Genomic DNA, 23,765 nt, shown 5'->3' on the forward strand with positions numbered 1-23,765 from the left:
TTCTAGATTCTAGCTCCGTTACTATCTACTCGATAGCCATCCACAGTGGTATTCACTGCTAAAGCCCCTGAAGCATTGACGTAGTAATACTTTCCTCCTACTTGGAACCACTGACTAGACTTCATAGCCCCTGAACTCTCCAAATAATACCATGTCCCGTTTTCCTTGAGCCATCCTGTCTGCATCTCCCCCGATGCCTTCAGGTAATACCAGTAAGAGCCATCCTTAACCCAGCCAGTTGACATGGTCCCATTGTCTTTAAAGTGGTACCAACTGCCATTTATTTTCTTCCAACCAGTTGCGAGTTTCCCGTTCTCAAGGTAATTCCAAATACCGTTTTGCTTCTTCCAACCATTCTCCACCGATTCTGTTTCCGTATACTGGACATATCTTCTCGTTCCACTATTGGATATGTAGCTAAGCCATTTATAACCGTCCTTTTCTACGATTTGGTCGTAGCTAACATTTTCACCAGGATAGTAGTAGTCAATAACTTGTGCTGTACTTGACGGCTGGTTTCGAATGGCAGATTTTTGAGTAAACGTATGAGTCCCACTAGACGCCAACCCTGATTCTATAGGACTTCCAGTTCTACCATCATTCCCTACCAAGTCCTTTTCTGTTTCCATATACTGGACATATTTTCTCGTTCCACTATTGGATATGTAGCTAAGCCATTTATAACCGTCCTTTTCTACGATTTGGTCGTAGCTAACATTTTCACCAGGATAGTAGTAGTCAATAACTTGTGCTGTACTTGACGGCTGGTTTCGAATGGCAGATTTTTGAGTAAACGTGTGAGTCCCACTAGACGCCAACCCTGATTCTATAGGACTTCCAGTTCTACCATCATTCCCTACCAAGTCCTTAAAATGGATAAACCCTGTCATAGAGCTAGCTTTAACTATTCGACGGTTATACCTCTCTCGAACTCCATAGTTGTACTCTTCAATCTCAATCTGATCTCCCATTACATTTGAAACCCAGGCAACATGACCATAATAACCTTCTGTAGACCAAGCAATAGACCCAACTTCTGGCTTGCTATCAACACGGTATCCTTCTCGCCTTGCCCGATGCCCCCATTCATTCGCATTACCGTAGGCAGGCGGAATTTCAAAGCCATTTACACTACTCAAACGAAAGGCCACGAAAGACGTACATTGGCGAGAATACATCCGCCACTGGTCAATTTCCACACTGCCATTTTTGTAGTGAAGCGGATAGTCATCTCCACGCGCAAACGATCCATTCCCTCCAGAATAGGCATATACACTATCACCCGCTGCTAGCATCAATCCTACTGCTAAAAAAGGAACAACCTTTTTAACTGATTTTCTAAAAGAAAACCCTGTCTCTGTTACTGTAAATGGTGAAATTTTCATTCTTCCTCCTTGAAAAATAATATAAATCGAAGATTGCTTTCACTTAAACTATACTATTATTTAACATTCTATAAGTCAAATTTTTGATCTATTTCCAATGCACATGACATTGATATTTTCTTTGCGGATCCAGGATGTCCTAGTCAACGAGGTCTCAATGAACATTCTAATGGCTTATTAAGACGAAATGGATTACCGAAACAAATGGATTTTACGAATATTTCTCAAAATTATTTATCAGCTATAGCTGATAAAAGAAATAGAATTCCTAGGAAATCTTTAAATTATCAATCACCCTACCAAGTTTTTCTGAGTTACTTGAAAAGTCTAACTTAATTTGACAATTTAGGAGATTAAACTTGCCAATAAGTCTTTTACCTATCTAATTCCTACTTCGAAGTTTCTTGCGGATTTTATAGGCTATATTAAACAAGAAGTACAAAGAACTAGTTGGATAATTAAACTCGCCAACAAATTCTTCAATTGTGGGATTAAACTTAGATTTAAAATTAAACAATCCCCCATCTAAATTATTTTCAAGTCCACCCATATTATGAGTCTCTGCACCACGTTCAAAAGAATGTTGCGCAGTCTCAAACCATGTAGGAATAGCAGGTTGATAGTGTCTAAACTCTTCATTCATTCCAGCATATAAGTTTTCAGAAGTTTCCCCAAATTCGACGGTCAAAGTTCCAGACAATGGGACGACACTATCCCCTCTATCAATATAGCTCTTAAGAAAAGAACTCTCCTCCTCTAATCGTTTTCTTTCTTGATGATTATCTTTTACTTTGCCTTCTTTCGTTTTATCTGTAAACTTCTGCGCTATTTTTAGATTCTTTTCAAGTTGCTTCTCAACTTCTTTCAGTCTATTAGGTAAATCTAAATAGCTCATTGTAATAAAGCAGTGGTTAGGATAAGTAGTCAGTAACTTCTGATAATAATCTTTACCTCGTAAACTGATGTTCTTACGAGACTCTGTTTTCTTCATTAAAAATGAAAATTCATCTAATAAATCGAGTCCACCAAATTTTACTTCCAATCCTTTATTTCTTGCAGTTCGGATTGCCTGTCTAGTGGACTTAGAAAGTTGATCCAGTGAGAAATTTTCTTTATGAATATTAGCTTGAAAACGCGGTTGTATATTTTCTGCCATATCCTTTGTTAGTCCTGTCCAATAGACTTTATTTTTTTTCAGTTCTTCAACAATTTCTAAAGTCCTAGAATTTTGGACAGTTTCTTGACCAATTAGGCCTCGACTGACAAACAGACTTGGGTCAAATTTAACCATTATTGCTCGGCTTTTTTTAGCAAGTTTTTTCAACGTTAAAAGTACAAATTTCAGAAGTTCTTTATCCTCATAATCAACAACCGGCCCGCGTGGAATATAAAACATAGAAAGTCCCAATGGAAGAGGTTGAATTAAGATATTCGCTACTCCAACCAATTGATTATCTTTATAAAATCCTACTCTCTCATTCCCCCAAGTATCCTTTATCTTGGCCCAATCACTACTCTGCAATAAATTTCCTTGATAATGATTTTGTAAAAACAAATCCCACTCTTGAACATCAACATTCATTTTATACGTAAACATAATTCCAGTACCAACTTCTCTTAGACTCTAGTTATTATTTCATTTAATAAACATATTTATTCTAACTACATATCTAATAATTTTCAACTCATATTTAACTCTATAATTATAAAAACATTCAGATGACAATTTTTTATTAATACCATATAGAGGGTGAGATTAATAAAACCTCACCCTAAATTTAATAGCAATTAATATGTTAGTTTGGATAAATGTATCTTACTGTACCACGTGATGCTGTAGGATTAAACCATCCACGATAATTTCCAATTGGTTGAGTTCCACTACCATCATAGTTACATTCTGAAACTTGAATACGAGTAGATGATTCAACAGCTGTAACAACCGCTACGTGTCCATAGCCACCATCATCCCAACAAGCAATCGCACCAACTTGTGGTGTAGAACCTGTACGGAATCCAGCTGCTGCTGCACTAGTAGCCCACTGACCACCATTACCCCAATAATCACCAGCCCACGGAGCCAAGGTCTTAGCACCCCATGTACATTGACCTACAGGGTAACTTGATGCATTTGAGCTGTATGTTGGACGTTGTCTAGCAGGAGCAGGAGTTGGAGCAGGTGCTGGGGTGTAGCTTGAATCCTCATCATCAGATGTTGATGTCGCTTGCACTTGAGCTGAGAAGCTTGTATTTCCTGAAGCAACTACTGATTGTTGTTGGCTTGTTTGACGTGCTTTGTAAGCCGCTTCTGCTTCAGCCGCTGCTTTCGCTTCTGCCTCTGCTGCTGCTTTTTGTTCCAACAAAGTAGCTTTATCACTTTCTGCAGTAGCTTTCTCTGCAGCAAGGTTTAACTCAGCAACTTTCAACTCTGCTTGTTTTGTTGTCAATGCTTGTGCATCGTCAGCAAGCGTTTGTTGGTTCGCAATGACAGTGTTGATTGCTTCATTATTTGCAACTTGTTTTTCAGCGATAGATTTCTTATCAGCTTTCTGTTGCTCCAACATTTTGTTGTTAGCTGATACAATCTCGCTCATAGCCGCAACACGAGAAATAGCTTCTGTAATTGATTTTGAATTTACAATTGTGTTGATATAGCTAGTTGCAGCACCGTTTGTTTGTGCGCTACGTGCTTGTTTTTCCAAAGATTCATTACGAGCAACAATATTCTTAGAGAGCTCTGTAATTTCTCCTTCAAGTTTTTTAGATTCCGCTTGTAGTGTTTCATTTTCAACTTGCAAGTTTGTTTGCTGTGTTTGAATGGCTGTAACTTGCGTTTGGATTTCATCTACCTGTTTTTGAGCTTCTTTTTGTTGAGCTGTCAAGTCACTAATTTTACTATCTTGAGCAGCAATTTTTTCATCAGTTGTTTCAGCGTGAACAGTTGTTAACACTGCCACTTGAGACACTAATACTGTACTTAATAAAAGTGACGCTAAGATTTTTTTCTTCATATTGTGTAGATACTCCTTCTATTTAAGACATTACTAGTATACCAAAAAAAGACATAATAAATATTACGCCTTTGTTACATTTTTATTTCTTTCTTATAGATAATATTTTTCAAAAATATACTGGAAAATCACCATCCACAAAAAGTTTAAAATCATTGATGGAACAAGACTGTAAACAATGAAAACTGGCATTGATTCTACTGTCAGTCCCATAGCAAGGGCCAGAAGATAACTACCCATATCAAATAGGAAGCTCATCACAACTATTGTTAACATTCTCGTCCAACGGTTCAACAAAGTCACACTATTAAACTTGTGAAGTGAGGCACCTATCAAGATAAATAAAAGTGTCGCAATTCCTATCAAGTGGAAAAAATAGATATCGTACACCAAACCTGCTATACAGCAATAAGCTAGATAGAAGTATTCTGATACCTCAATTGTCTCAAACAAGAGAAATAAAAACAGGAAATGACTTGCTAAGTGAAAATGTGGATAAAAGGATTCTACTAATTGACCAATATGTGCATCAATTAGCACAAGAAAAGGGAGTAAAAAGAAAATACCAACTTGTTTTAACAGTCTCATTGCTAATTCCCCACTAACTCTACCACATGAAGATCTTTAGTATCAGCACTTAACTTTACTGTTACCTCTCGTGTTAGATAATCACTGCTATGAGTTGTAGCAACAACCTCTCCAACAGGAATATCCTTAACATTAAAGTTTCCAAGCCCCCCTGTAGTCACCCTATCTCCGGCACTAATGTCGTTGTTACTGTTTAATTGACTAATTTTAAGAAGTTCGGTTTCTTTGTCATAACCAACGATAATTCCGTAAATTTCAGTAGAACCATGCAAGATTTTAACGGAAATTTTGTCTGAATTTTCGGTGTTTGTCAATAGGTTGATCGTTGTTGAATGATCCTCCACTTTTGAAACACTGCCAATCAAGCCCCCGTTTGCAATGGCCAACATATTTTCAGAAGCACCCTTTGAACTTCCTGCATCTATCGTTAACTCTTGCTTCCAAAATACCGGTGAGCGCGTAATCACATCTGCTGCTAAGTTTTTTGTAGCCTGCAATTTTGACTTCATATCCAGCAACTGACGTAATTGTTCATTTTCATTTTTTAAACTTTCTGATTGATTAGACTCCACCTCTAGTTGATAAAGCTGTTTTTTTAGACTTTCGTTTTCATTGTAAGTCTGCGTCAAATGTCCCAAATCTGATTTGAAAGTATCAAACCACTGAAAGGGTTTTTGAACAATTCTATCTACCAAGGAAATCCCATCTCCTAGTTTCGTCACAATAGCGCTTGAATAGGTTGTCACTAATAGTACAGAAACTGCCAAAACTGTGACAAAAACGATGATTAGATATTTTGATTTTTTAAAACGGTTCATATTCCTACCTTTATACTAAAAACCTGCTACTGTGAGCTTCTTATCAATCCTACAAACCTACTAAGATTTTAAGAAAAATAAGAAACATCCCAGTACCAAAATCACAAGAATTGCCAGTGTATCCTTTTGACTCCATCTCAACTGTCTATACTGACTTCTACCCTTTCCTCCTTGATAACCACGCGCTTCCATGGCTATTGCCAATGAATCTGCACGCTTTAAGCTCGTCGCAAAAAGAGGAATTAAAATTGGAATCATAGCCTTTACCTTTTGCACGATGCTACCTTCGCCAAAGTCAACTCCACGGGCTTTTTGAGCATTCATAATTCGCGTTGTGTCATCCATCAAGGTTGGAACAAAACGCAAACTCATTGATAACATCAGACCAATTTCATGAACGGGAACTTTCACGCGTTTCAGCGGTGCCAAAAGAGCTTCAACTGCAGCTGCCAGACTCAAAGGCATGGTCGTTAAGGTTAGCAAGGTTGAAAAGAAAATAATTAACACAAAACGACAGAAAATGATTCCCGCTTGTTGCAAAGCATAATCCGTTATTCTTATAAAAGAAAACTCAAATAGGACATTTCCACTTGAAATGAAAAAGAGCTGAAAAAGAGTCGTAAAAGCAATCAGGAAGAACATGGATTTTAATCCCTGAACGAAAAATGAGAGAGAAACGCCCGATAATGCGATAAATATACCTGTCGCTATAAACAAAATGAGATTGGTGAGAGGATTATTGGCCCAAAATACAATCAAAATCAGCAGAATCATGGCAAGTAATTTACTACGTGGATCCAAGCGATGAATGATGGAATCCCCCGGTATATAACGCCCTAAAATCATACTATCCATTTAGTGACTCCTTAAACTCCTCTATCTTGATTGGCAGTTTTTTAAAATCTACACCTCTATCTGCCAAACGCTTACAAAAGGCTGTGATTTTAGGCACACCTAACTGCACTTTTTCCATAGAGGCTACATCTTGGAAAACTTCGCTCGGTTTACCACTTTTGACTAAACGCCCCTTTTCCATAACATAGACCTGATCAGCATATGTAGCTACGTCATCCATTAAATGCGTTACCAGAACGATTGTCATTCCAGAAAGGTGAAGTTTTTTAAACAGGGTCATCAATTCTTTTCTGCCCAGAGGATCTAGCCCTGCTGTCGGCTCATCCAAAACCAAGACAGTTGGCTCCATGGCTAGCATACCTGCTATAGCCACACGTCTCATTTGGCCACCCGAAAGTTCAAAAGGACTGCGCTCAAAGAGTGACTCATCGATGCCTACCAAGGCTAACTTTTCACGCGCAATTTTCTTGGCCTCTTCCTCAGAAACTCCAAAATTTTGCGGTCCAAATGCAACATCTTTCAAAACAGTCTCTTCGAAAATCTGATTTTCAGCAAATTGAAACACTAGACCAACTTGCTTTCGAATCTGACGAATTTCTTTATTGGTTGATGTAGGGGTAATGACGGTATCGAAAACTCGAACAGAACCCTTACTTGGTACCAATAGGCCATTTAAAAGCTGTAAAATCGTTGATTTCCCACTACCTGTGTGCCCTACTAAAGCTGTATAGGAACCATCCTCAATCGTCAAAGAAACATCAGTCAAGGCTGATGAAGATAGGGGAGTCCCCTCTTGATAAGTAAAGCTCACATTTTCTAGAGTAATTCCCATAGCTTGTCCTCTAGCTCTCCTTCTGTCAAATAGCTATCCGGCAACTGATAGCCAGCCTCTCTCAAAGATCCTCTCAATTGATTCGTAAAGGGATCATCTAAGCCTATCTGGTCAAGGTCGTCCCGCGAAAAAAGTTCTCTTGGGCTACTGGTTGACTCCACTTGGCCTTTTTTCATGACCAGGACACGGTCACTCATCGCAACTTCTTCCAAGTCATGCGTAATGGAAACGACTGTCATCTGATGGTCTTTTCGAATCTCTTGAACTGTCTGAATCAGTTCTCTTCGTCCCTCGGGATCCAACATACTTGTAGCCTCATCCAGAATTAAAATAGCTGGCCTTAGGGCAACAACTCCCGCAATAGCCACCCGCTGTTTTTGTCCACCAGATAAGCGAGCTGGTTCTCTCTTCTTAAAGTCCAGCATCCCTACCAACTCCAAAGATTCAGCCACTCTCTTCTTCATTTCTTCTCGAGGAAGTCCCTGATTTTCTAAGCCAAAGGCGACATCATCTTCAACAGTTGCACCCACAAATTGGTTATCTGGATTTTGAAAAACCATACCAATTTGACGGCGTAAGTCCCAAACATTCTCAGAGGACAACAATTGCCCATCTATCCAGATTTCCCCAGACTCTGCTTCAAACAAGCCATCAAGCAAACGGATAGTTGTCGATTTCCCACTCCCATTATGACCTACAATTGAAAGCCATTCTCCACGTTTCACGTGAAACGAAACGTTATTAACGTCATAATGTTCCTGATTTTCCTTATAACGAAAAGACAGTTCTTTTACTTCAATAATCGATTTCATCTTGAACCAAATGTCCCTTTGAATACATGAGCGCTACCCTTGAAATAATCATAGCCAGAGTAGATAGTGAAAAACAAAGCGATATAAAGCAACAGCTGACCAATTAAATCCCAATGTAAGAGCAAAAAGATAATGGCAAACATCTGACTAAAGGTCTTGATTTTCCCTGGCATCGCTGCTGCTAGAACTGTCCCCCCCGTCTCAACAAGCAACAAACGCAAGCCTGTCACCGCAAGTTCACGACAGATGATAATAGCAACAACCCAAGCTGGAGCCATACCTAACTCAATCAACATGATAAAAGCTGACATAACCAACAGCTTATCGGCCATCGGATCAGCAAACTTTCCAAAGTTGCTGACTACATTCCATTTACGAGCAAGATAGCCATCAAGATAATCCGTTATACTAGCAACTGCAAAGATGATCGCTGCTAGCAAATGACTGCCTTGTGAATGGCCCAAAGTCAAAATAAGAATAAAGAGAGGTATGAAGAGAATTCTACCAATAGTTAATACATTAGGAATTTGTTCTTTTTTCATTGATTTTTCCTTAATCTGTAGTAAATGTAAGTGTTACAGTTCCAGTCTGAGTTGTCAGCTTCGAAGTATCAATCGTTTGATTGTCCACAGTCACAGTAACTCCCTTCACTACACCTAAAGTAATGGTAACGGGATTCTTAGTTGAAACTGTTGTTTTTGCATTCTTATTGTCTGCGGATAGTGTCACACCACCCTCCAGCTCACTTCCTGAAACACTTACCCAACTAGTTGCATCTGATACTGCCAGTTGAACAGTAGCGATTTCCTTACTCGTTTTATACCGAGCTTCAATGCGGTTTCCTTCGCCTGACACTGTAATAGTTGATTCCGTAGTAGAAGACGAGCTAGACGTCTGACTACTAGAAGATGAACTAGATGAGGTTGTGGAACTAGTTGAGCTCACAACACTATAATTAGCTGAAGAAGGACTTGGCTGAGTTTGGATGTAGTTCCAAACATAGTAAGTGACAAAAATTAAAATTGACAAAGCAAATAGAACGAAATAAAACAAGGGGAGATAAGACGTTTTTTTCTTATTTGATCGTCTGCGACCAGATAAGTCTTCTTCATCAACATCTACCTCTTCATAGGTGATCATACTGCCTGAATCATAGGCGTCCAAAACAATTCTTTCATCTAACTCTACTGCCCAGGCATATTTTCTTAAAAAAGAACGAGCATAGAAGGTACTAGGAAGTTGATCAAAATCATCTGCCTCCATAGCTTCTAGAAAATGCAACTGAATTTCAGTTTTTTCCTGCAATTCTTCTAAACTCAATCCCTGATTAATTCTAGCTAAACGTAGAACCTCGCCAATTGTTTTTTTTCTCATACGTACCATTCCTTCTTTCTAGTATTAGTCATCTTTTAAGCTGGAAAGATTGTAAAATCAACTAGATCACCATTATCAATCAAACGATGCCCAGCCTCTAGAACATCCTCCAAAGTAATTTCCTGTAAAATTTTTGGAAAATCAAAAATTGTTTCTCCGCGATCCATCGGATCGTATTGAGTTGCAATAAATTCCAAAGAGTTCATGCTACTGAAAAACTCCCCAAACATCTCACTCTTAACAAGATCTAAATGCTCCTCAGTAATATCCGCATCACTACTAAACTGACGAATCGCTTTACGAAATTGATGCGACAGAGAAACAGGCTCTTTGGTGTCCATTGTCAATATCACAAAATGAAAGCGACTGTTGACTTCAGCCTCAAGTGACAATGACGCATCTAACTTCCCAGTCTCATATAACCTTTGAAAACGATCAGAAGTCCAACCAAACATCATCGTAAATAGTAATTTCAATAAAATATTGTAACGATAAGACTCAGCTTCTGTTATTTGCCCATTACCTCTAATCGCAACAGCAAGTTTGGGTGAAGAAACTTCCATCCGAAGACTATCTGTTTGCTTCACAGGCTGCAAAAGGAGTTGCTCTTTTGAAACTGTAAACTGGTTTGAAACTTCCTTTCCCTTTTTCGAAAAGTATTCCTCAACAACTTCCACATCAATATTTCCAACTAAAAACAGTGACATGTTGACAGGTTTGTAAAACTCTGTAAAATTCTCTTTTAAATTTGAAACTTGAATCTCAGAAATTGATTTTTCACTTCCAACAATATCTATTGCTAAAGGAGTATCAGGATAAAGGTTGGCTAATGTTGCAAAAAATAAACGTGAGTCTGGATCGTCTTGGTACATCTCTCGTTCTTGCTGGATAATAGCCTGTTCCCTCAAAACAGACTCTTCTGTAAAATGAACATCTCCGACTAACTCATTTAGCATATCTAAATTCTCTAATAGATGGTCAATTGTTGAAAAAAGATAGCTGGTCTTAGTAAAGCTTGTAAAAGCATTACTGTCCGCACCTAATCGAGTAAAAGCTGCCATCATATCCTCAGAATTTTCTCTTTCAAACAATTTATGTTCAAGAAAATGTGCAATTCCTGCTGGATGATGACGTAAACCTTTTTCCAAGCTTGTATAAGTTGCATCTACAGAACCAAATTGAACCGTTACAATCCCGTAAACCTCATTGAAATCTCGCTTAGGGAGTAAAGAAACTGTCAATCCATTTGACAATTGTGTTTTGTAGACTGTTTCCTTTACAGCAGGATAGTATTTTTCTTCAAAAGTAACCTTTGTCATTCTACTCCTTCCATAAAGTAAATCGCTTGTAACTTCAAACTGTTGGCAGCTTTACATACAGCTTCTTTATCAACACTCTCTAATTTTGCCACCAATCGATCAATATCAAAGCTTGATTTTCCAAATAGAGCATTCAAATAGGCTCTTTCAACCAGGGTCTGTTGATTATCTTGAGCAATTAATAAAGATCTTCGAATCATCTCCTTGGTTTGTTCAAGTTCAAAATCTGTAAAGTTGCCCTTTTTCAGATCTAGCAATTGATGATTCATCATTTTTCTAGCCTGATTTCGATTTTCTCTATCAATACCCGCATACATCCTTAACAGACCACTAAACAAATCCAATTGACTAGAGACTGAATAGGCTATTCCAGCATTTTCACGAACATTTGTAAAGAGTTTCGAATGTGCAAATTCACCCAACAAACCATTCATGACAAGCATGGGTAAATGCTCATCATCGCCATATTTTACAGGAGAATGATAGCCCATTTCCAAAATAGATTGTCCAACATTCCTCTGAACCATTCCTTCTTGTAGAACATTCGAATAAGATTGATGGTACTGGATAGTGACGTCGTTCTCTCTAGCTGTAAAGGGTAATGACTTCAGCGATTCTGTGATTTCTACTTCATTAAAATCACCTAAGAAAAAGAAATCAATACGATCATTCTTCAGAGCATTTTGAAAGCACGTGTAGCTACTTTCTGGAGACTCATTTGAAATGCTATTTCGTAAATCACTGTATCTCAATTGAAGACGCTCATCATGGAAGAACAAGCTATCCAACTCCTTATGAGCAAAATAAAATGAATCATCCATATCAGTAGCTAAACTAGCCAATAACTGTTTTCTTTCAATTTCAAATAAGGCTGGCTCAAAAGCACCATCTTGAGCTAAGGGAGCAAATAAAGTCTGTTTCACCAATTCCAAAATTCGAGAAGTCAAGACATTCTTTTTACTTAAAAAATCATCCCTCACATAAGTAAATGTTAAGTCAAGAATATGTGCCTGTCCCCTACGATAAGCACTTGTGGAAATATCTGTTCCATATAAACTTGCCAAGTATCTGCGAAATGCTTGTGATGTGGGATAAGCTTGATTTGCCGTCTCCAACATATTTGCACTTAACATGCGTCCTGCTATTGTCTCAAGAGATAAGGGAGCAGTAAAACGAATAGTGATTTTATTTGTTTTAAACTTTTTGGATTGAACAAAATGTGCTGAAATTCCAGGCACTAATTCCATACCTTACCTCCTTACATATAGAGTTCTATTATACCACGAAAATCAAAATTTTTCTTGTTCTCTTTATAGCTTTAAAGAGTAAAATCGTTTTCATTTTAGCTAACTTTCCTTCAGCTATTTCAAGGAAAATATGGTATAATACCAAAGATTGAGGTGAATTATGGAATACAAATTATTTGAAGAATTTATTACGCTCCAAGCCCTCCTAAAAGAACTTGGAATTATACAAAGCGGTGGTGCTATCAAATCCTTTTTAATAGAGCATCAAGTTTACTTTAATGGTGAGTTAGAAAGTAGACGTGGGAAAAAAATCCGTATTGGAGATACGATTGACATTTCTGATTTAAAGATTGACATCACCTTGACACAACCAAGTTTAAAAGAGCAAGAAGAGTATCAAGCAGATAAGATTGAGAAAGAGCGAATTGCTAAACTTGTCAAAGAGATGAATAAAGGTGTCAAGAAAGAAAAACAAAAAACTTCTTCATCTCCTAAAACCAAACAAGTTCCACGTTTTCCAGGAAGATAACCATGTGGCTCCAACATTTAACAATTAAAACCTTTCGAAACTACAAAGAGGCAAAAATTGATTTCAATCCAAAATTAAATATCTTTCTAGGTCAAAATGCACAAGGAAAAACCAATATTCTAGAAGCAATCTATTTCTTAGCCTTGACACGTAGTCATCGGACTCGTACAGATAAAAATCTCATTCATTTTGATGACGAGCAACTCCGTCTTTCTGGCTTGCTACAGAAAAAAACAAGCTCTATCCCTCTAGAAATTGATTTAACACCAAAAGGGCGTGTGACTAAGGTCAATCACTTAAAACAAGCTCGCCTATCAGACTACATCGGACATATGAATGTTGTCCTCTTCGCACCTGAAGATCTCCAGCTAATTAAGGGAGCGCCTTCTGTCCGTCGAAAGTTTATTGACATCGAACTGGGACAAATTAAACCAATCTACTTGTCAGACTTATCAAACTATAACCATATACTCAAGCAAAGAAATACTTACCTAAAATCCAGCCAAAAGATTGATGAAACATTTCTGTCAGTATTAGATGATCAGTTAGTAGAGTATGGTTGTCGCGTCATAAAGCATCGGATAAAATTCATTAAAGACTTAGAGAAATTTGGTCAAAAAAAACACTTAGAAATTTCAAATAAATTAGAAGAACTGTCAATATCTTATCAATCATCTGTCAACTTCACTAATGAAGAACAGCTAACAAGTTCCTTTAAAATTGCTTTGGATAAAAGCAGATCCAGAGATTTATTTAAAAAGAATACTGGTGTTGGTCCTCATCGAGATGACATTGCTTTTTATATCAATGGAATGGACGCTAGTTTTGGAAGCCAAGGTCAACATCGCAGCCTTGTTCTTTCTATCAAACTGGCAGAAATTGAGCTAATGGAAAGTATTACCAACGAGTCTCCTATACTATTGCTTGATGATGTTATGAGCGAACTTGACAATACACGGCAACTAAAATTACTAGAAACCATTTCTCAATCTATCCAAACCTTTATCACAACAACAAGCTTAGACCATCTTCAAAACCTACCAGAAAATCTAAGTATCTTCACTATTCAGGATGGTAAAGTTTCTGTAAACTAAAATTGACAATATTGTAAAAGAACTCCTGTTTTCACGGGAGTTCTTTTTATCTCTTTTACATAGAATAATTTGGTGCTTCATTAGTGATTTGTATATCATGAGGATGGCTTTCTTTTAGACCAGCCCCAGACATTTCAATAAATTGAGCATTATCGTGTAGTTCTTTAAGGTTAGCTGCACCACAGTAACCCATACCAGAGCGAATACCACCAATCATTTGGAAAACAATATCAGCTACAGCACCTTTATAAGCAACACGACCTTCAATTCCTTCTGGAACGAGTTTGTTTGCTTCATTGACAGAACCTTGGAAATAACGGTCACTTGAACCTTTCTTCATTGCAGCGATTGATCCCATACCACGGTAAGTTTTGAACTTACGTCCTTGGAAGATTTCCGTTTCACCTGGAGCTTCATCTGTTCCAGCAAACATTGATCCAAGCATAACTGCATTTCCACCTGCAGCAAGTGCTTTAACAATATCTCCAGAATACTTGATTCCACCATCAGCGATGATTGTTTTGCCATATTCACGCGCAACTGCTGCTGCATCATAGATTGCTGTAACTTGTGGTACACCAACCCCTGCAATCACACGAGTGGTACAGATAGAACCTGGTCCAATTCCAACTTTGACAACATCTACGCCTGCTTCGTAAAGAGCACGCGCACCTTCTGCAGTGGCAATATTACCCGCAATCAAAGTGCGGTCTGGGAAGTGAGCACGAATTTCAGCAATTTTACGTAGAACACCAGCAGAGTGACCATGGGCAGTATCAATAACAATTGCGTCAGCACCTGCTTCAAAAAGGGCTTCGGCACGTTCAAATGTATCTGAAGTAACACCTACTGCACCTGCAACTAAGAGACGACCAAATTCATCTTTGGCAGCATTTGGAAATTCAATCACTTTTTCAATGTCTTTAATAGTAATCAAGCCAGACAGACGACCTTCTTCATCAACTAAAGGAAGTTTTTCAATACGGTGTTCTTGAAGAATGCTCTCAGCTGTTGCAAGATCTGTACCAACAGGAGCAGTAACAAGATTTTCACTGGTCATATGGTTTGAGATTGGCTGATTGTAATCTGAAATAAAGCGAAGATCTCGGTTTGTTAGAATACCAACCAATTTACGATTTTCAAGTGTCTCCACAACTGGAACACCACTGATACGGTAACGTCCCATCAGTTCATCTGCTTCAGCAATAGTGTGTTCTGGAGTCAAGAAAAATGGATCAATAATAACACCATTTTCAGAACGTTTTACCTTGCGAACTTCATCTGCCTGCTGCGCAATAGACATATTTTTATGGATTACTCCAAGACCGCCTGCACGAGCAATGGCAATAGCCATTTGACTTTCTGTGACTGTATCCATGGCGGCTGTTATAATTGGGATATTTAAAGTCAGATTATCTGCCAATTTTGTTGTTAAATCTGCATCATTAGGCAATACATGACTTTCTGCTGGAATGAGCAATACATCATCAAAGGTAAAACCTTTTTTTAAAAATTTAGTATCCCAATTAGACATTGAAGTTTCCTCTTTTCTTTCTTTTTGAGCTTGACTCTTTTTGTATTGTATCTATCATACCATTCTATGAAAATTTGTCAATTATATTTATGGTAGAAATCATAAAAAAACTATCCCTGTGATCCTATGGAAGAGATAGTTTTACGATTCATATTTTATCTATTATTTAAAATAATTTAGTCCCATTGCTCCCTTAACTTCAGATAGAGTTTGCCCTGCAACCTCACGAGCTTTTTCGCTTCCTTTTTGAAGCATATTATACACTTCTCCCATATCCTGAGCAAATTCTATACGGCGCTTACGAATAGGACCAAGTTCGCGTTCTAATATTTCAAGTAGATAACGTTTCGTCTTCACGTCACCAAGACCACCACGTTGATAATGTTCTTTCATATCCGCAATTTCTTGAGCATCTTCTGGACGACCAAACACATCTAGATAATGGAAAACCATGTTTCCTTCAATCTTACCTGGATCCTCCACTCGAATATGGTCCGGATCAGTATACATACTCATGACTTTTTTACGCAAAGTATCTGCATCATCAGCTAGATAAATACCATTATTAAGGGATTTAGACATTTTAGCATTTCCATCTAAACCAGGCAAACGCCCTGCTCTCTCATTTTCTGGATAAATACCTTCCGGTTCGACCAAGACATCACAGTTATATGCGTTGTTAAAAGAACGAACAATCTCGCGAGTCTGCTCAATCATTGGTTTCTGATCTGTACCAACAGGAACATAATTAGCCTTGAAGGCAGTAATATCTGCTGCTTGCGCAATCGGATAAACCAAAAATCCTGTCGGAATACTTTCTCCAAACCCTTTTTGAGCAATCTCTGTTTTTACTGTCGGATTCCGTTCCAAACGAGCTAGTGACACCAAATTCATATAGTACATAGACAGCTCAGCCAACTCTGGAATCTGGCTTTGAATAAAGATAGTTGATTTACTTGGATCTAATCCAACTGCTAGGTAATCTAAGGCAACATTCCCAATCGATTCTACAATCGTTTGAGGGTCTTTGGCGTGATCTGTCAATGCTTGTTGGTCCGCCAAAAAAACAAACATGTCATACTTGTCTTCTTCCTGCAGTAATACTCTATTTTTTAGACTCCCAACATAATGTCCAATATGCAGTTTTCCTGTTGGGCGATCTCCTGTTAAAATAATGGGTTTCGTCATTTTTTTCTCCTTCGAAATGGTCTCTTCAATTATAGCATTTTTTTGTTAAAATAACAGAAAATTATTTAAATCAAACAACTAACTCATTGTAAACAAAACTGTAAACTTAATTGACATAAAATTGACAAACAAAAATTTGAATATTTCTCTCTTTTCTAGTAGAATAAATGTATTACATATTATGGGAGAAAAACATTGCTTACAGTATCTGATGTTTCACTACGTTTTAGTGATCGCAAACTTTTTGATGATGTCAATATCAAATTTACAGAAGGAAATACATACGGATTAATTGGTGCTAATGGTGCTGGGAAGTCTACATTCTTAAAAATCTTAGCTGGTGATATCGAGCCAACAACTGGTCACATCTCTCTTGGTCCGGATGAACGTCTCTCTGTTCTCCGTCAAAATCATTTTGACTATGAAGACGAGCGAGTTATTGATGTCGTCATTATGGGAAATGAAAAACTTTACAACATCATGAAAGAAAAAGATGCTATTTACATGAAGGAAGATTTTTCCGATGAAGATGGTGTTCGTGCGGCTGAACTTGAAGGTGAATTTGCCGAACTTGGAGGTTGGGAGGCAGAGAGTGAAGCGTCTCAACTACTTCAAAATCTTAACATTCCAGAAGAATTGCACTATCAAAACATGAGCGAATTAGCCAATGGTGAAAAAGTGAAGGTTCTCCTTGCCAAAGCACTTTTTGGAAAACCAGATGTTCTTCTCTTGGACGAGCCAACCAACGGTTTGGATATCCAGTCTATTACTTGGCTAGAAGACTTCTTGATTGACTTTGATAACACCGTTATCGTTGTATCCCATGACCGCCACTTCTTAAACAAAGTATGTACTCATATGGCCGACCTTGACTTTGGAAAAATCAAACTCTATGTCGGAAACTACGACTTCTGGAAGGAATCTTCTGAGCTTGCTGCTAAATTGCTAGCAGACCGTAATGCCAAAGCGGAAGAAAAAATTAAGCAGTTGCAAGAATTCGTTGCTCGCTTCTCTGCCAACGCTTCTAAGTCAAGACAAGCAACGTCTCGTAAAAAAATGCTTGACAAAATTGAATTAGAAGAGATTGTGCCATCTAGTCGTAAATACCCATTTATCAACTTTAAAGCAGAACGTGAGATTGGTAATGATCTCTTGACAGTAGAAAATCTAACTGTAAAGATTGATGGTGAAACTATCCTAGAAAATATTAGTTTCATCTTGCGTCCAGGTGATAAGACAGCTCTTATTGGACAAAATGACATCCAAACGACTGCATTAATTCGTGCAATTATGGGTGACATCGACTATGAAGGAACTGTCAAGTGGGGAGTTACTACTAGCCGTTCTTACTTGCCAAAAGACAACTCGGCTGATTTTGCAGGAGGAGAGTCAATCCTTGACTGGTTGCGTCAATTTGCAAGTAAAGAAGAAGATGACAATACCTTCCTACGTGGTTTCCTTGGTCGTATGCTCTTTTCTGGAGATGAAGTTAACAAACCTGTAAACGTCTTGTCAGGGGGAGAAAAAGTACGTGTCATGCTTTCAAAACTCATGCTTCTGAAATCAAATGTACTTGTACTTGATGATCCAACTAATCACTTAGATTTGGAATCTATCTCAAGCTTGAACGATGGATTGAAAAACTTTAAAGAATCAATCATCTTTGCCAGTCATGACCACGAGTTTATCCAAACTTTGGCAAACCACATCATTGTTTTGTCTAAGAATGGCGTCATTGATCGTATTGATGAAACCTATGATGAATTCTTAGAAAATGCAGAAATACAAGCAAAAGTTAAAGAACTTTGGAAAGACTAATAAGACTTCAAAACTCAGTTGGATTAACCAACTGAGTTTTCTATCATTCTACGAGGTAACATGAAATCATTTTTTAAAACATATTGGACCTATTTTGTTTCTTTCATCATTCCTTTAGTAATTATGACTGGAGTATACCTAACTCAAGGTATCTACTGGAATAGTGATACATCTCCACTATTAGGAGATGGTTTCCATCAATACGTTATTTTTGATGTGGCTTTACGAAATATTTTACATGGAAATGGTAGTTTGTTTTACACCTTTACAAGTGGCCTCGGACTGAATTTCTATGCTCTATCTAGTTATTACTTGGGTAGTTTTCTCTCACCCCTGGTTTACTTTTTTAATCTGTCGAATATGCCAGATGCTGTTTATCTGACCACTCTATTAAAATTTGGATTGATTGGTCTGTCAACCTTCTTTAGTTTGACTAGATTATTTAAAGATATCCCAAAATTTTTAAAACTTGCCTTATCTACTTCCTATGCTCTAATGAGCTTTACCGTTAGTCAGTTAGAGATAAAAACCTGGCTAGATGTTTTTATCTTGATTCCTTTAATTATAACTGGTTTACACCTACTTATAACCGAAAAGAAGCGCCTACTATACTTTACAAGTTTGTCAATCTTATTTATTCAAAATTATTATTTTGGGTATATGACAGCATTGTTTCTTATTTTCTGGTATCTCTGCCAAATTTCTTGGGACTTTAAAACTCGAAAATCATCTTTTATTGATTTTGTTGTTACTTCCTTTTTAGCAGGAATGGCTAGTTTGATTTTGACTCTTCCTACACTGTTTGATTTACAAACTCATGGGGAGAAGTTAACTGCCATCACAAAATTAAAGACAGATAGTAGCTGGTATCTGGATATTTTCGCAAAACAATTCATTGGATCTTTTGATACAACTAAGTATGGATCTATACCAATGATTTTTGTTGGATTGCTTCCTTTTATTTTGACCATTCTATTTTTCACAATAAAATCCATTAGGTTTCACGTGAAACTTACCTATGCAATTTTTTTCACTTTTTTAATAACAAGCTTTTACATAGAAGCACTTGATTTATTTTGGCAAGGGATGCACACCCCAAATATGTTTTTGCATCGCTATGCTTGGATTTTTTCCACTCTGTTAATTTATACTGCAGCAGAAGTTTTAAATCGTCTGAAAGAACTGAAGCTCTGGAATCTATTTGTTTCACTTTTTCTTGTACTAACAGGATTTTTGGCCACTGTCTATTTTAAATCACACTATTCTTTTTTAACTGATTTGAATATCCTACTCACTCTTGAATTTCTTCTAGTTTATACTCTTTTACTTCTTGCAGTCATTAGAAAATTTATCTCTGTAAATCTATTTGCAATTCTTTTGTCTTTATTTATAACAGCTGAGATAGGCTTAAATGCTTCATCTCAAATGGAAGGAATAGCTAAAGAATGGGCCTTTGCTTCTCGTAGCGCCTATAATAGAGATATCACCGCTATGGAATCCATTCTAAGCCAAATTGACAATTCATTTACACGTACTGAAAAACTGCAAATTCAGACTGGAAATGACAGTATGAAATTTAACTACAATGGAATCTCTCAATTCTCGTCTGTACGAAATCGTTCAGCTAGCACTAGTTTGGACAAACTTGGATTCAAATCCTCTGGAACCAACCTCAATCTCCGTTATGCAAATAACAGTCTTTTAGCAGATAGTTTATTTGGAATCCAGTACAATATTTCTGAAACTTCACTTGATAAGTATGGCTTTCAAGAGATTTATCAAAAGGATCATTTAACCTTATATAAAAATCAACTCTCTTTACCCATTGCATTTGCCACTCAATCTATTTACACAGATGTAAACTTTAACAATCACACTCTGGACAATCAGGCTTTATTTATAAACCAGCTTGCTAATCTCAACATGGATTACTTCTCCCAAATAGCATATGATAAAACAGATACTTCAGATGATTTAACGAGCATTACAGGTTCTGCTAATGAAGATGCAAAGATTGATTATCAAATTGAGGTTCCCCAAAATAGTCAAGTCTATCTCTCTTTTTCAAATCTTCATTTTACAAACGATAAACAAAAGAAAGTTGACATCCTTGTCAATGGAGAAAAAAAGACTTTTACAACTGACAATGCATTTAATTTCTTTAATTTGGGTTATACTGAAGAACAAAAAACTTTCAATATCAGTGTTAGTTTCCCTGGAAATTCTCAAGTGTCCTTTGAATCTCCAACCTTCTATCGTTTAGATACTCAAGCTCTTACTGAGGCAATTCAAAAGATTAAAGAACAACCTGTAGAAGTATCCACCTCTAAAAATAAAGTCTTTGCTACATATGAAGTAAAACAAGATACCTCTATTTTCTTCACTATTCCTTATGACAAAGGTTGGTCTGCATACCAAGATGGGAAAAAACTTGAAATCAAGCAGGCTCAGACTGGTTTTATGAAAGTTGATGTTCCAGAGGGAAAAGGCACCATTACACTTTCCTTTATCCCCAATGGTTTTGTTATTGGAGCAGTCTGCTCAGTAACTGCCCTTCTTCTTTTTGGGATCTATAATCACAGACGAAATTTATCTAAGACAGAAAAAGATTGACCAATTCCTTGGCCAATCTTTTTAATCTTCTTCCATTTTCTTAGGTTGATAAGCTAGCATACCTAAAGCAGTAAATAAAGCTAGAGTTATAATAAGGAAAATCACTTGATGATGAATATTTCCTGTCATAGAGATTGTTTGTCGTAAGCCTGATACTGAGTAACTCATTGGTAACCATGGATTGACACCTTTAAAGAAATCATTTGTCAAAGCAAGGGGATAAGTTCCTGCACTTGATGCTAACTGTAATAAAAGTAAAATAAGAGAGAAGAAAGCTCCTATACGGCTATTCCAAGTTGTTAAAGCTGTCACCATAGACATGAAAGCTAAACTTGTGATTATAATTAGAATCAAGGTCCTCATCTCATGGTTCGCAGTCAATCCAATAAGATGGACACCTCCATAAACTAAAACACCTGCTAAGACAGCTATAATCCCATTTATTTCAGAACGAGACTTCAACCAAGCCCAACGACTCTCTGGATGACGTCCAGAAGGCAACTTAGCAAAAATCATATTAGTAGATATAGCAGCAACAAAAAGAGCAACTGATATCATATAAGGAGCCATAGCAATCCCATTTACAGGAACTTGGTCATTGTCTGTTTTTGAGAGAACTAGAGGATCAGATAATGTTTCTGCATTTTCAGATTCTGTTGATGCTGATTTAAGTTGATTGTTAGCATTGCCTAATCCTTGCCCTAATGAATCAACTCCTTTCTGTAAATCTTCAAGACTAGAGGTTAAAGTTGTTCCGCCATCTGCTAGTTTTCCAGCACCATCTGCAATCTTCATAGCGCCACTTCCTAGTTGAGATGCTGCAGAAAGTAACTGTGTTGATTTATCTGTTAATTGACCAGAGCCAAATTGTAATTTAGTAAGACCTGCTATTAGCTCTGGACTCTTATTATTCAATTGAGCAGAACCAGATGACAAACTTTCTATACCTGATACTAATTCTGGAGTTTTTCCAGCTAACGCATCTACTCCAGCTGTCAAGGTTGATGTATTTTCTGTCAACTTACTTGATCCAGAAACTAATTGATCTAGACTAGTTGTTAAATTTTCATTCTTTTCACTTAGTTTATTAGCACCTATAGAAATAGTATCCAGTCCCTTAGTGTAGTTTACAACTCCTTTTTCAATTGATTGACTTCCAGGAACTAACTGATTGTCTACAGTAGTTTGCAATTTTGTAAATCCATTTGACAATGTTGTCAAGGAGCTAGATGCTACAGGTAAGAGTTGATTTGCTTTCGTCTGTACATCAGATAGATTAGTTACTTGTTGTTCTGAATTCTCTATGCTTTCTTTCAATCCTCCTACTGTCGTTAAAATTGTTTTTGCTGACTCAATAGTAGAATTAGAATTTTTAGAAATAGCTTCTGTCAGTTCTTTCTTTTGTTCCTCTGTAAGAGATTGATAAGTAGCTGTTGATTGAAGGTTAGCAAGAGTTTTCTCTTGTTCTGTCTGACTTTTAGTCACAATATCCTGAGCAAGATTTGTTAGATTTGGCAAAGCTTCTGACAATGTACTTTTCAGTTGAGTATTATCTGAGATTGTAAGAGCTTGTAGTGTTTTATTTAGTTCTCCTAAACTAGTTGCCAATTGCGTTATTTGTTCATTCTGTTGAGATGAGGAATTCAGTTGATTTGAAATTTCTTTAATACCAGTATTTAATTGCTCCATTCCATCTCTTAGTGCATCTGATTGATTTGATAATTGACTTGTTCCATTAGAAAGTTTTTCTACACTACTTGTATAAGCATTTACACCAACTGAAAATTGATTGAGACCTGTATTCAATTGTGAAACCCCACCTGTATAGGACTTTATACCTGTATTCAGCTGATTTACACCTGCCACCAATTCAGGAGTTCTTGAGGCCAATTGATCAAGTCCAGTGTCAACCTGTGAAACTGCTTTTGTATAACTTTGTAAACCACTATTAAAAGTTCCTAAACCAAGATGTAATTGCTCTATAGCAGATACATAGGCAGACAATCCCTTTGTAAATTGATTAGCTCCATTTGAAAAAGTTACACTTGAGTTAGCTAGAGTATTGAGATTTGTCGTCAATGTTTGACTTCCTTTTGCTAACTGATCGGCTCCATTAGCCAGTTGTTCACTTCCATCAGCTGCTTTATTTATACCAGACTTCAAGTCACTCATTTTTTGAAATAGTGCCTTGGTATATGTTTCAGTTACATTCGTAGAGACGGTTTGTTTTAATTGTGTCATTGCAGAATCACTCATCTTACTTGCAATAAAACTACGGCCACTTGAAGTTTGATAATCAATTTGCATCTGTTCAGGGTGATTTGTTAGGATCGAAGTAGCTTTTTCAGATAGATCACTTGGTAAAGTCACTACCATATAGTATTCGCCATCATCTAGCCCCTTTTTCCCCTCTTCTTCATTGACAAAATAAAAATCTAAAGTCTTATTTTCTTTTAAATTAGACACCATGTCTTTTCCTATAGCCATTGTATTTCCATTATAAGAAGCTTCCTTGTCATTATTAACAACTGCTACAGGTAACTCCGATACTTGACCATATGGATCCCACATTGACGATAAAAATATGATATTGTATAAAGCTGGAATAAGAGAAATTCCTATCATTACAATAATGAATGTCGGTTTTTTAAAAATTGCTTTCCATTCTTTAAACATATTTCCTCCTTTTTTTAAACATATTGTCTAAATTTTTGATATAATAGATTATACATTAAAAAATCTAAATTA

The 23,765-nt window shown here is 37.0% G+C and carries 19 protein-coding genes and 1 pseudogene; 5 read left to right on the forward strand and 15 right to left on the reverse strand.

The genetic code is table 11. From position 1 onward, the window contains the following. Window positions 1-2: 2 nt before the first annotated feature. Window positions 3-1,385: an N-acetylmuramoyl-L-alanine amidase family protein gene (locus KZX55_RS05810; protein WP_248025600.1), complete on the reverse strand. Its 1,383-nt coding sequence runs from the start codon at window positions 1,383-1,385 to the stop codon at window positions 3-5. A gap of 87 nt (window positions 1,386-1,472) precedes the next feature. On the opposite strand from KZX55_RS05810, the pseudogene KZX55_RS05815 reads away from it, so the two are divergent. Then, window positions 1,473-1,721, forward strand: a pseudogene (locus KZX55_RS05815) (transposase); the annotation flags it as partial. Window positions 1,722-1,767: 46 nt separating this feature from the next. On the opposite strand, the gene KZX55_RS05820 reads toward KZX55_RS05815, so the two are convergent. From KZX55_RS05820 to yfmF, 11 genes are all read right to left on the reverse strand, one after another. Next, the gene (locus KZX55_RS05820; RefSeq protein ID WP_248025602.1) at window positions 1,768-2,982 is read right to left on the reverse strand and encodes an aminoacyltransferase; all 1,215 of its coding nucleotides are present in this window, start codon (window positions 2,980-2,982) and stop codon (window positions 1,768-1,770) included. A gap of 199 nt (window positions 2,983-3,181) precedes the next feature. After that, window positions 3,182-4,396 carry a peptidoglycan hydrolase PcsB gene (gene pcsB / locus KZX55_RS05825; RefSeq protein ID WP_248025609.1) on the reverse strand — a complete coding sequence of 405 codons (1,215 nt, stop codon included), beginning with the start codon at window positions 4,394-4,396 and terminating at the stop codon, window positions 3,182-3,184. 93 nt (window positions 4,397-4,489) lie between these two features. After that, entirely contained in the window at window positions 4,490-4,984 is a 495-nt protein-coding gene (gene mreD / locus KZX55_RS05830; RefSeq protein WP_001237923.1) for a rod shape-determining protein MreD, read from the reverse strand. A gap of 2 nt (window positions 4,985-4,986) precedes the next feature. After that, a complete protein-coding gene (mreC, locus tag KZX55_RS05835; protein WP_248025610.1) occupies window positions 4,987-5,802 on the reverse strand; it encodes a rod shape-determining protein MreC in 816 nt (271 codons plus the stop codon). 60 nt (window positions 5,803-5,862) lie between these two features. After that, a complete protein-coding gene (locus KZX55_RS05840) occupies window positions 5,863-6,657 on the reverse strand; it encodes an energy-coupling factor transporter transmembrane component T family protein (protein ID WP_000377881.1) in 795 nt (264 codons plus the stop codon). Next, the gene (locus tag KZX55_RS05845) at window positions 6,650-7,489 is read right to left on the reverse strand and encodes an energy-coupling factor transporter ATPase (RefSeq protein WP_248025611.1); all 840 of its coding nucleotides are present in this window, start codon (window positions 7,487-7,489) and stop codon (window positions 6,650-6,652) included. The genes KZX55_RS05840 and KZX55_RS05845 overlap by 8 nt, the downstream gene beginning before the upstream one ends. Beyond that, window positions 7,474-8,301: an energy-coupling factor ABC transporter ATP-binding protein gene (locus KZX55_RS05850; RefSeq protein ID WP_248025612.1), complete on the reverse strand. Its 828-nt coding sequence runs from the start codon at window positions 8,299-8,301 to the stop codon at window positions 7,474-7,476. The genes KZX55_RS05845 and KZX55_RS05850 overlap by 16 nt, the downstream gene beginning before the upstream one ends. Further along, complete coding sequence (gene pgsA / locus KZX55_RS05855; protein ID WP_248025613.1) at window positions 8,298-8,843, reverse strand: CDP-diacylglycerol--glycerol-3-phosphate 3-phosphatidyltransferase; 546 nt, start codon at window positions 8,841-8,843, stop codon at window positions 8,298-8,300. The genes KZX55_RS05850 and pgsA overlap by 4 nt, the downstream gene beginning before the upstream one ends. A gap of 10 nt (window positions 8,844-8,853) precedes the next feature. Next, the gene (gene rodZ / locus KZX55_RS05860) at window positions 8,854-9,675 is read right to left on the reverse strand and encodes a cytoskeleton protein RodZ (RefSeq protein ID WP_161976028.1); all 822 of its coding nucleotides are present in this window, start codon (window positions 9,673-9,675) and stop codon (window positions 8,854-8,856) included. Between the two features lie 35 nt (window positions 9,676-9,710). Next, the gene (gene yfmH / locus KZX55_RS05865) at window positions 9,711-10,994 is read right to left on the reverse strand and encodes an EF-P 5-aminopentanol modification-associated protein YfmH (RefSeq protein WP_248025614.1); all 1,284 of its coding nucleotides are present in this window, start codon (window positions 10,992-10,994) and stop codon (window positions 9,711-9,713) included. Continuing rightward, window positions 10,991-12,241 carry an EF-P 5-aminopentanol modification-associated protein YfmF gene (yfmF, locus tag KZX55_RS05870; protein ID WP_248025615.1) on the reverse strand — a complete coding sequence of 417 codons (1,251 nt, stop codon included), beginning with the start codon at window positions 12,239-12,241 and terminating at the stop codon, window positions 10,991-10,993. The genes yfmH and yfmF overlap by 4 nt, the downstream gene beginning before the upstream one ends. A gap of 160 nt (window positions 12,242-12,401) precedes the next feature. Here yfmF and yaaA point away from each other — a divergent pair, with 160 nt between their 5' ends. Further along, on the forward strand, window positions 12,402-12,770 hold the full coding sequence (yaaA, locus tag KZX55_RS05875) for a S4 domain-containing protein YaaA (RefSeq protein WP_248025617.1): 369 nt from the start codon (window positions 12,402-12,404) through the stop codon (window positions 12,768-12,770). A gap of 2 nt (window positions 12,771-12,772) precedes the next feature. Further along, window positions 12,773-13,864 carry a DNA replication/repair protein RecF gene (gene recF / locus KZX55_RS05880; RefSeq protein ID WP_248025619.1) on the forward strand — a complete coding sequence of 364 codons (1,092 nt, stop codon included), beginning with the start codon at window positions 12,773-12,775 and terminating at the stop codon, window positions 13,862-13,864. A gap of 55 nt (window positions 13,865-13,919) precedes the next feature. Here recF and guaB read toward each other — a convergent pair whose 3' ends face one another. Further along, window positions 13,920-15,398: an IMP dehydrogenase gene (gene guaB, locus KZX55_RS05885; RefSeq protein ID WP_248025626.1), complete on the reverse strand. Its 1,479-nt coding sequence runs from the start codon at window positions 15,396-15,398 to the stop codon at window positions 13,920-13,922. A gap of 162 nt (window positions 15,399-15,560) precedes the next feature. Then, window positions 15,561-16,586, reverse strand: coding sequence for a tryptophan--tRNA ligase (gene trpS / locus KZX55_RS05890; protein ID WP_248025629.1), 1,026 nt, complete (start codon window positions 16,584-16,586; stop codon window positions 15,561-15,563). A gap of 195 nt (window positions 16,587-16,781) precedes the next feature. On the opposite strand from trpS, the gene KZX55_RS05895 reads away from it, so the two are divergent. Then, entirely contained in the window at window positions 16,782-18,404 is a 1,623-nt protein-coding gene (locus tag KZX55_RS05895; protein WP_248025633.1) for an ATP-binding cassette domain-containing protein, read from the forward strand. A gap of 60 nt (window positions 18,405-18,464) precedes the next feature. Further along, entirely contained in the window at window positions 18,465-21,017 is a 2,553-nt protein-coding gene (locus KZX55_RS05900; protein ID WP_248025635.1) for a YfhO family protein, read from the forward strand. Between the two features lie 21 nt (window positions 21,018-21,038). On the opposite strand, the gene KZX55_RS05905 is transcribed toward KZX55_RS05900, so the two are convergent. After that, window positions 21,039-23,693, reverse strand: a complete 2,655-nt coding sequence (locus KZX55_RS05905; RefSeq protein WP_248025637.1) for a YhgE/Pip domain-containing protein — start codon at window positions 23,691-23,693, stop codon at window positions 21,039-21,041. Window positions 23,694-23,765: the final 72 nt, after the last annotated feature.

Origin of the sequence: Streptococcus halitosis (assembly GCF_023147855.1) — a bacterium.
Taxonomy (GTDB): Bacteria; Bacillota; Bacilli; order Lactobacillales; family Streptococcaceae; genus Streptococcus; species Streptococcus halitosis_B.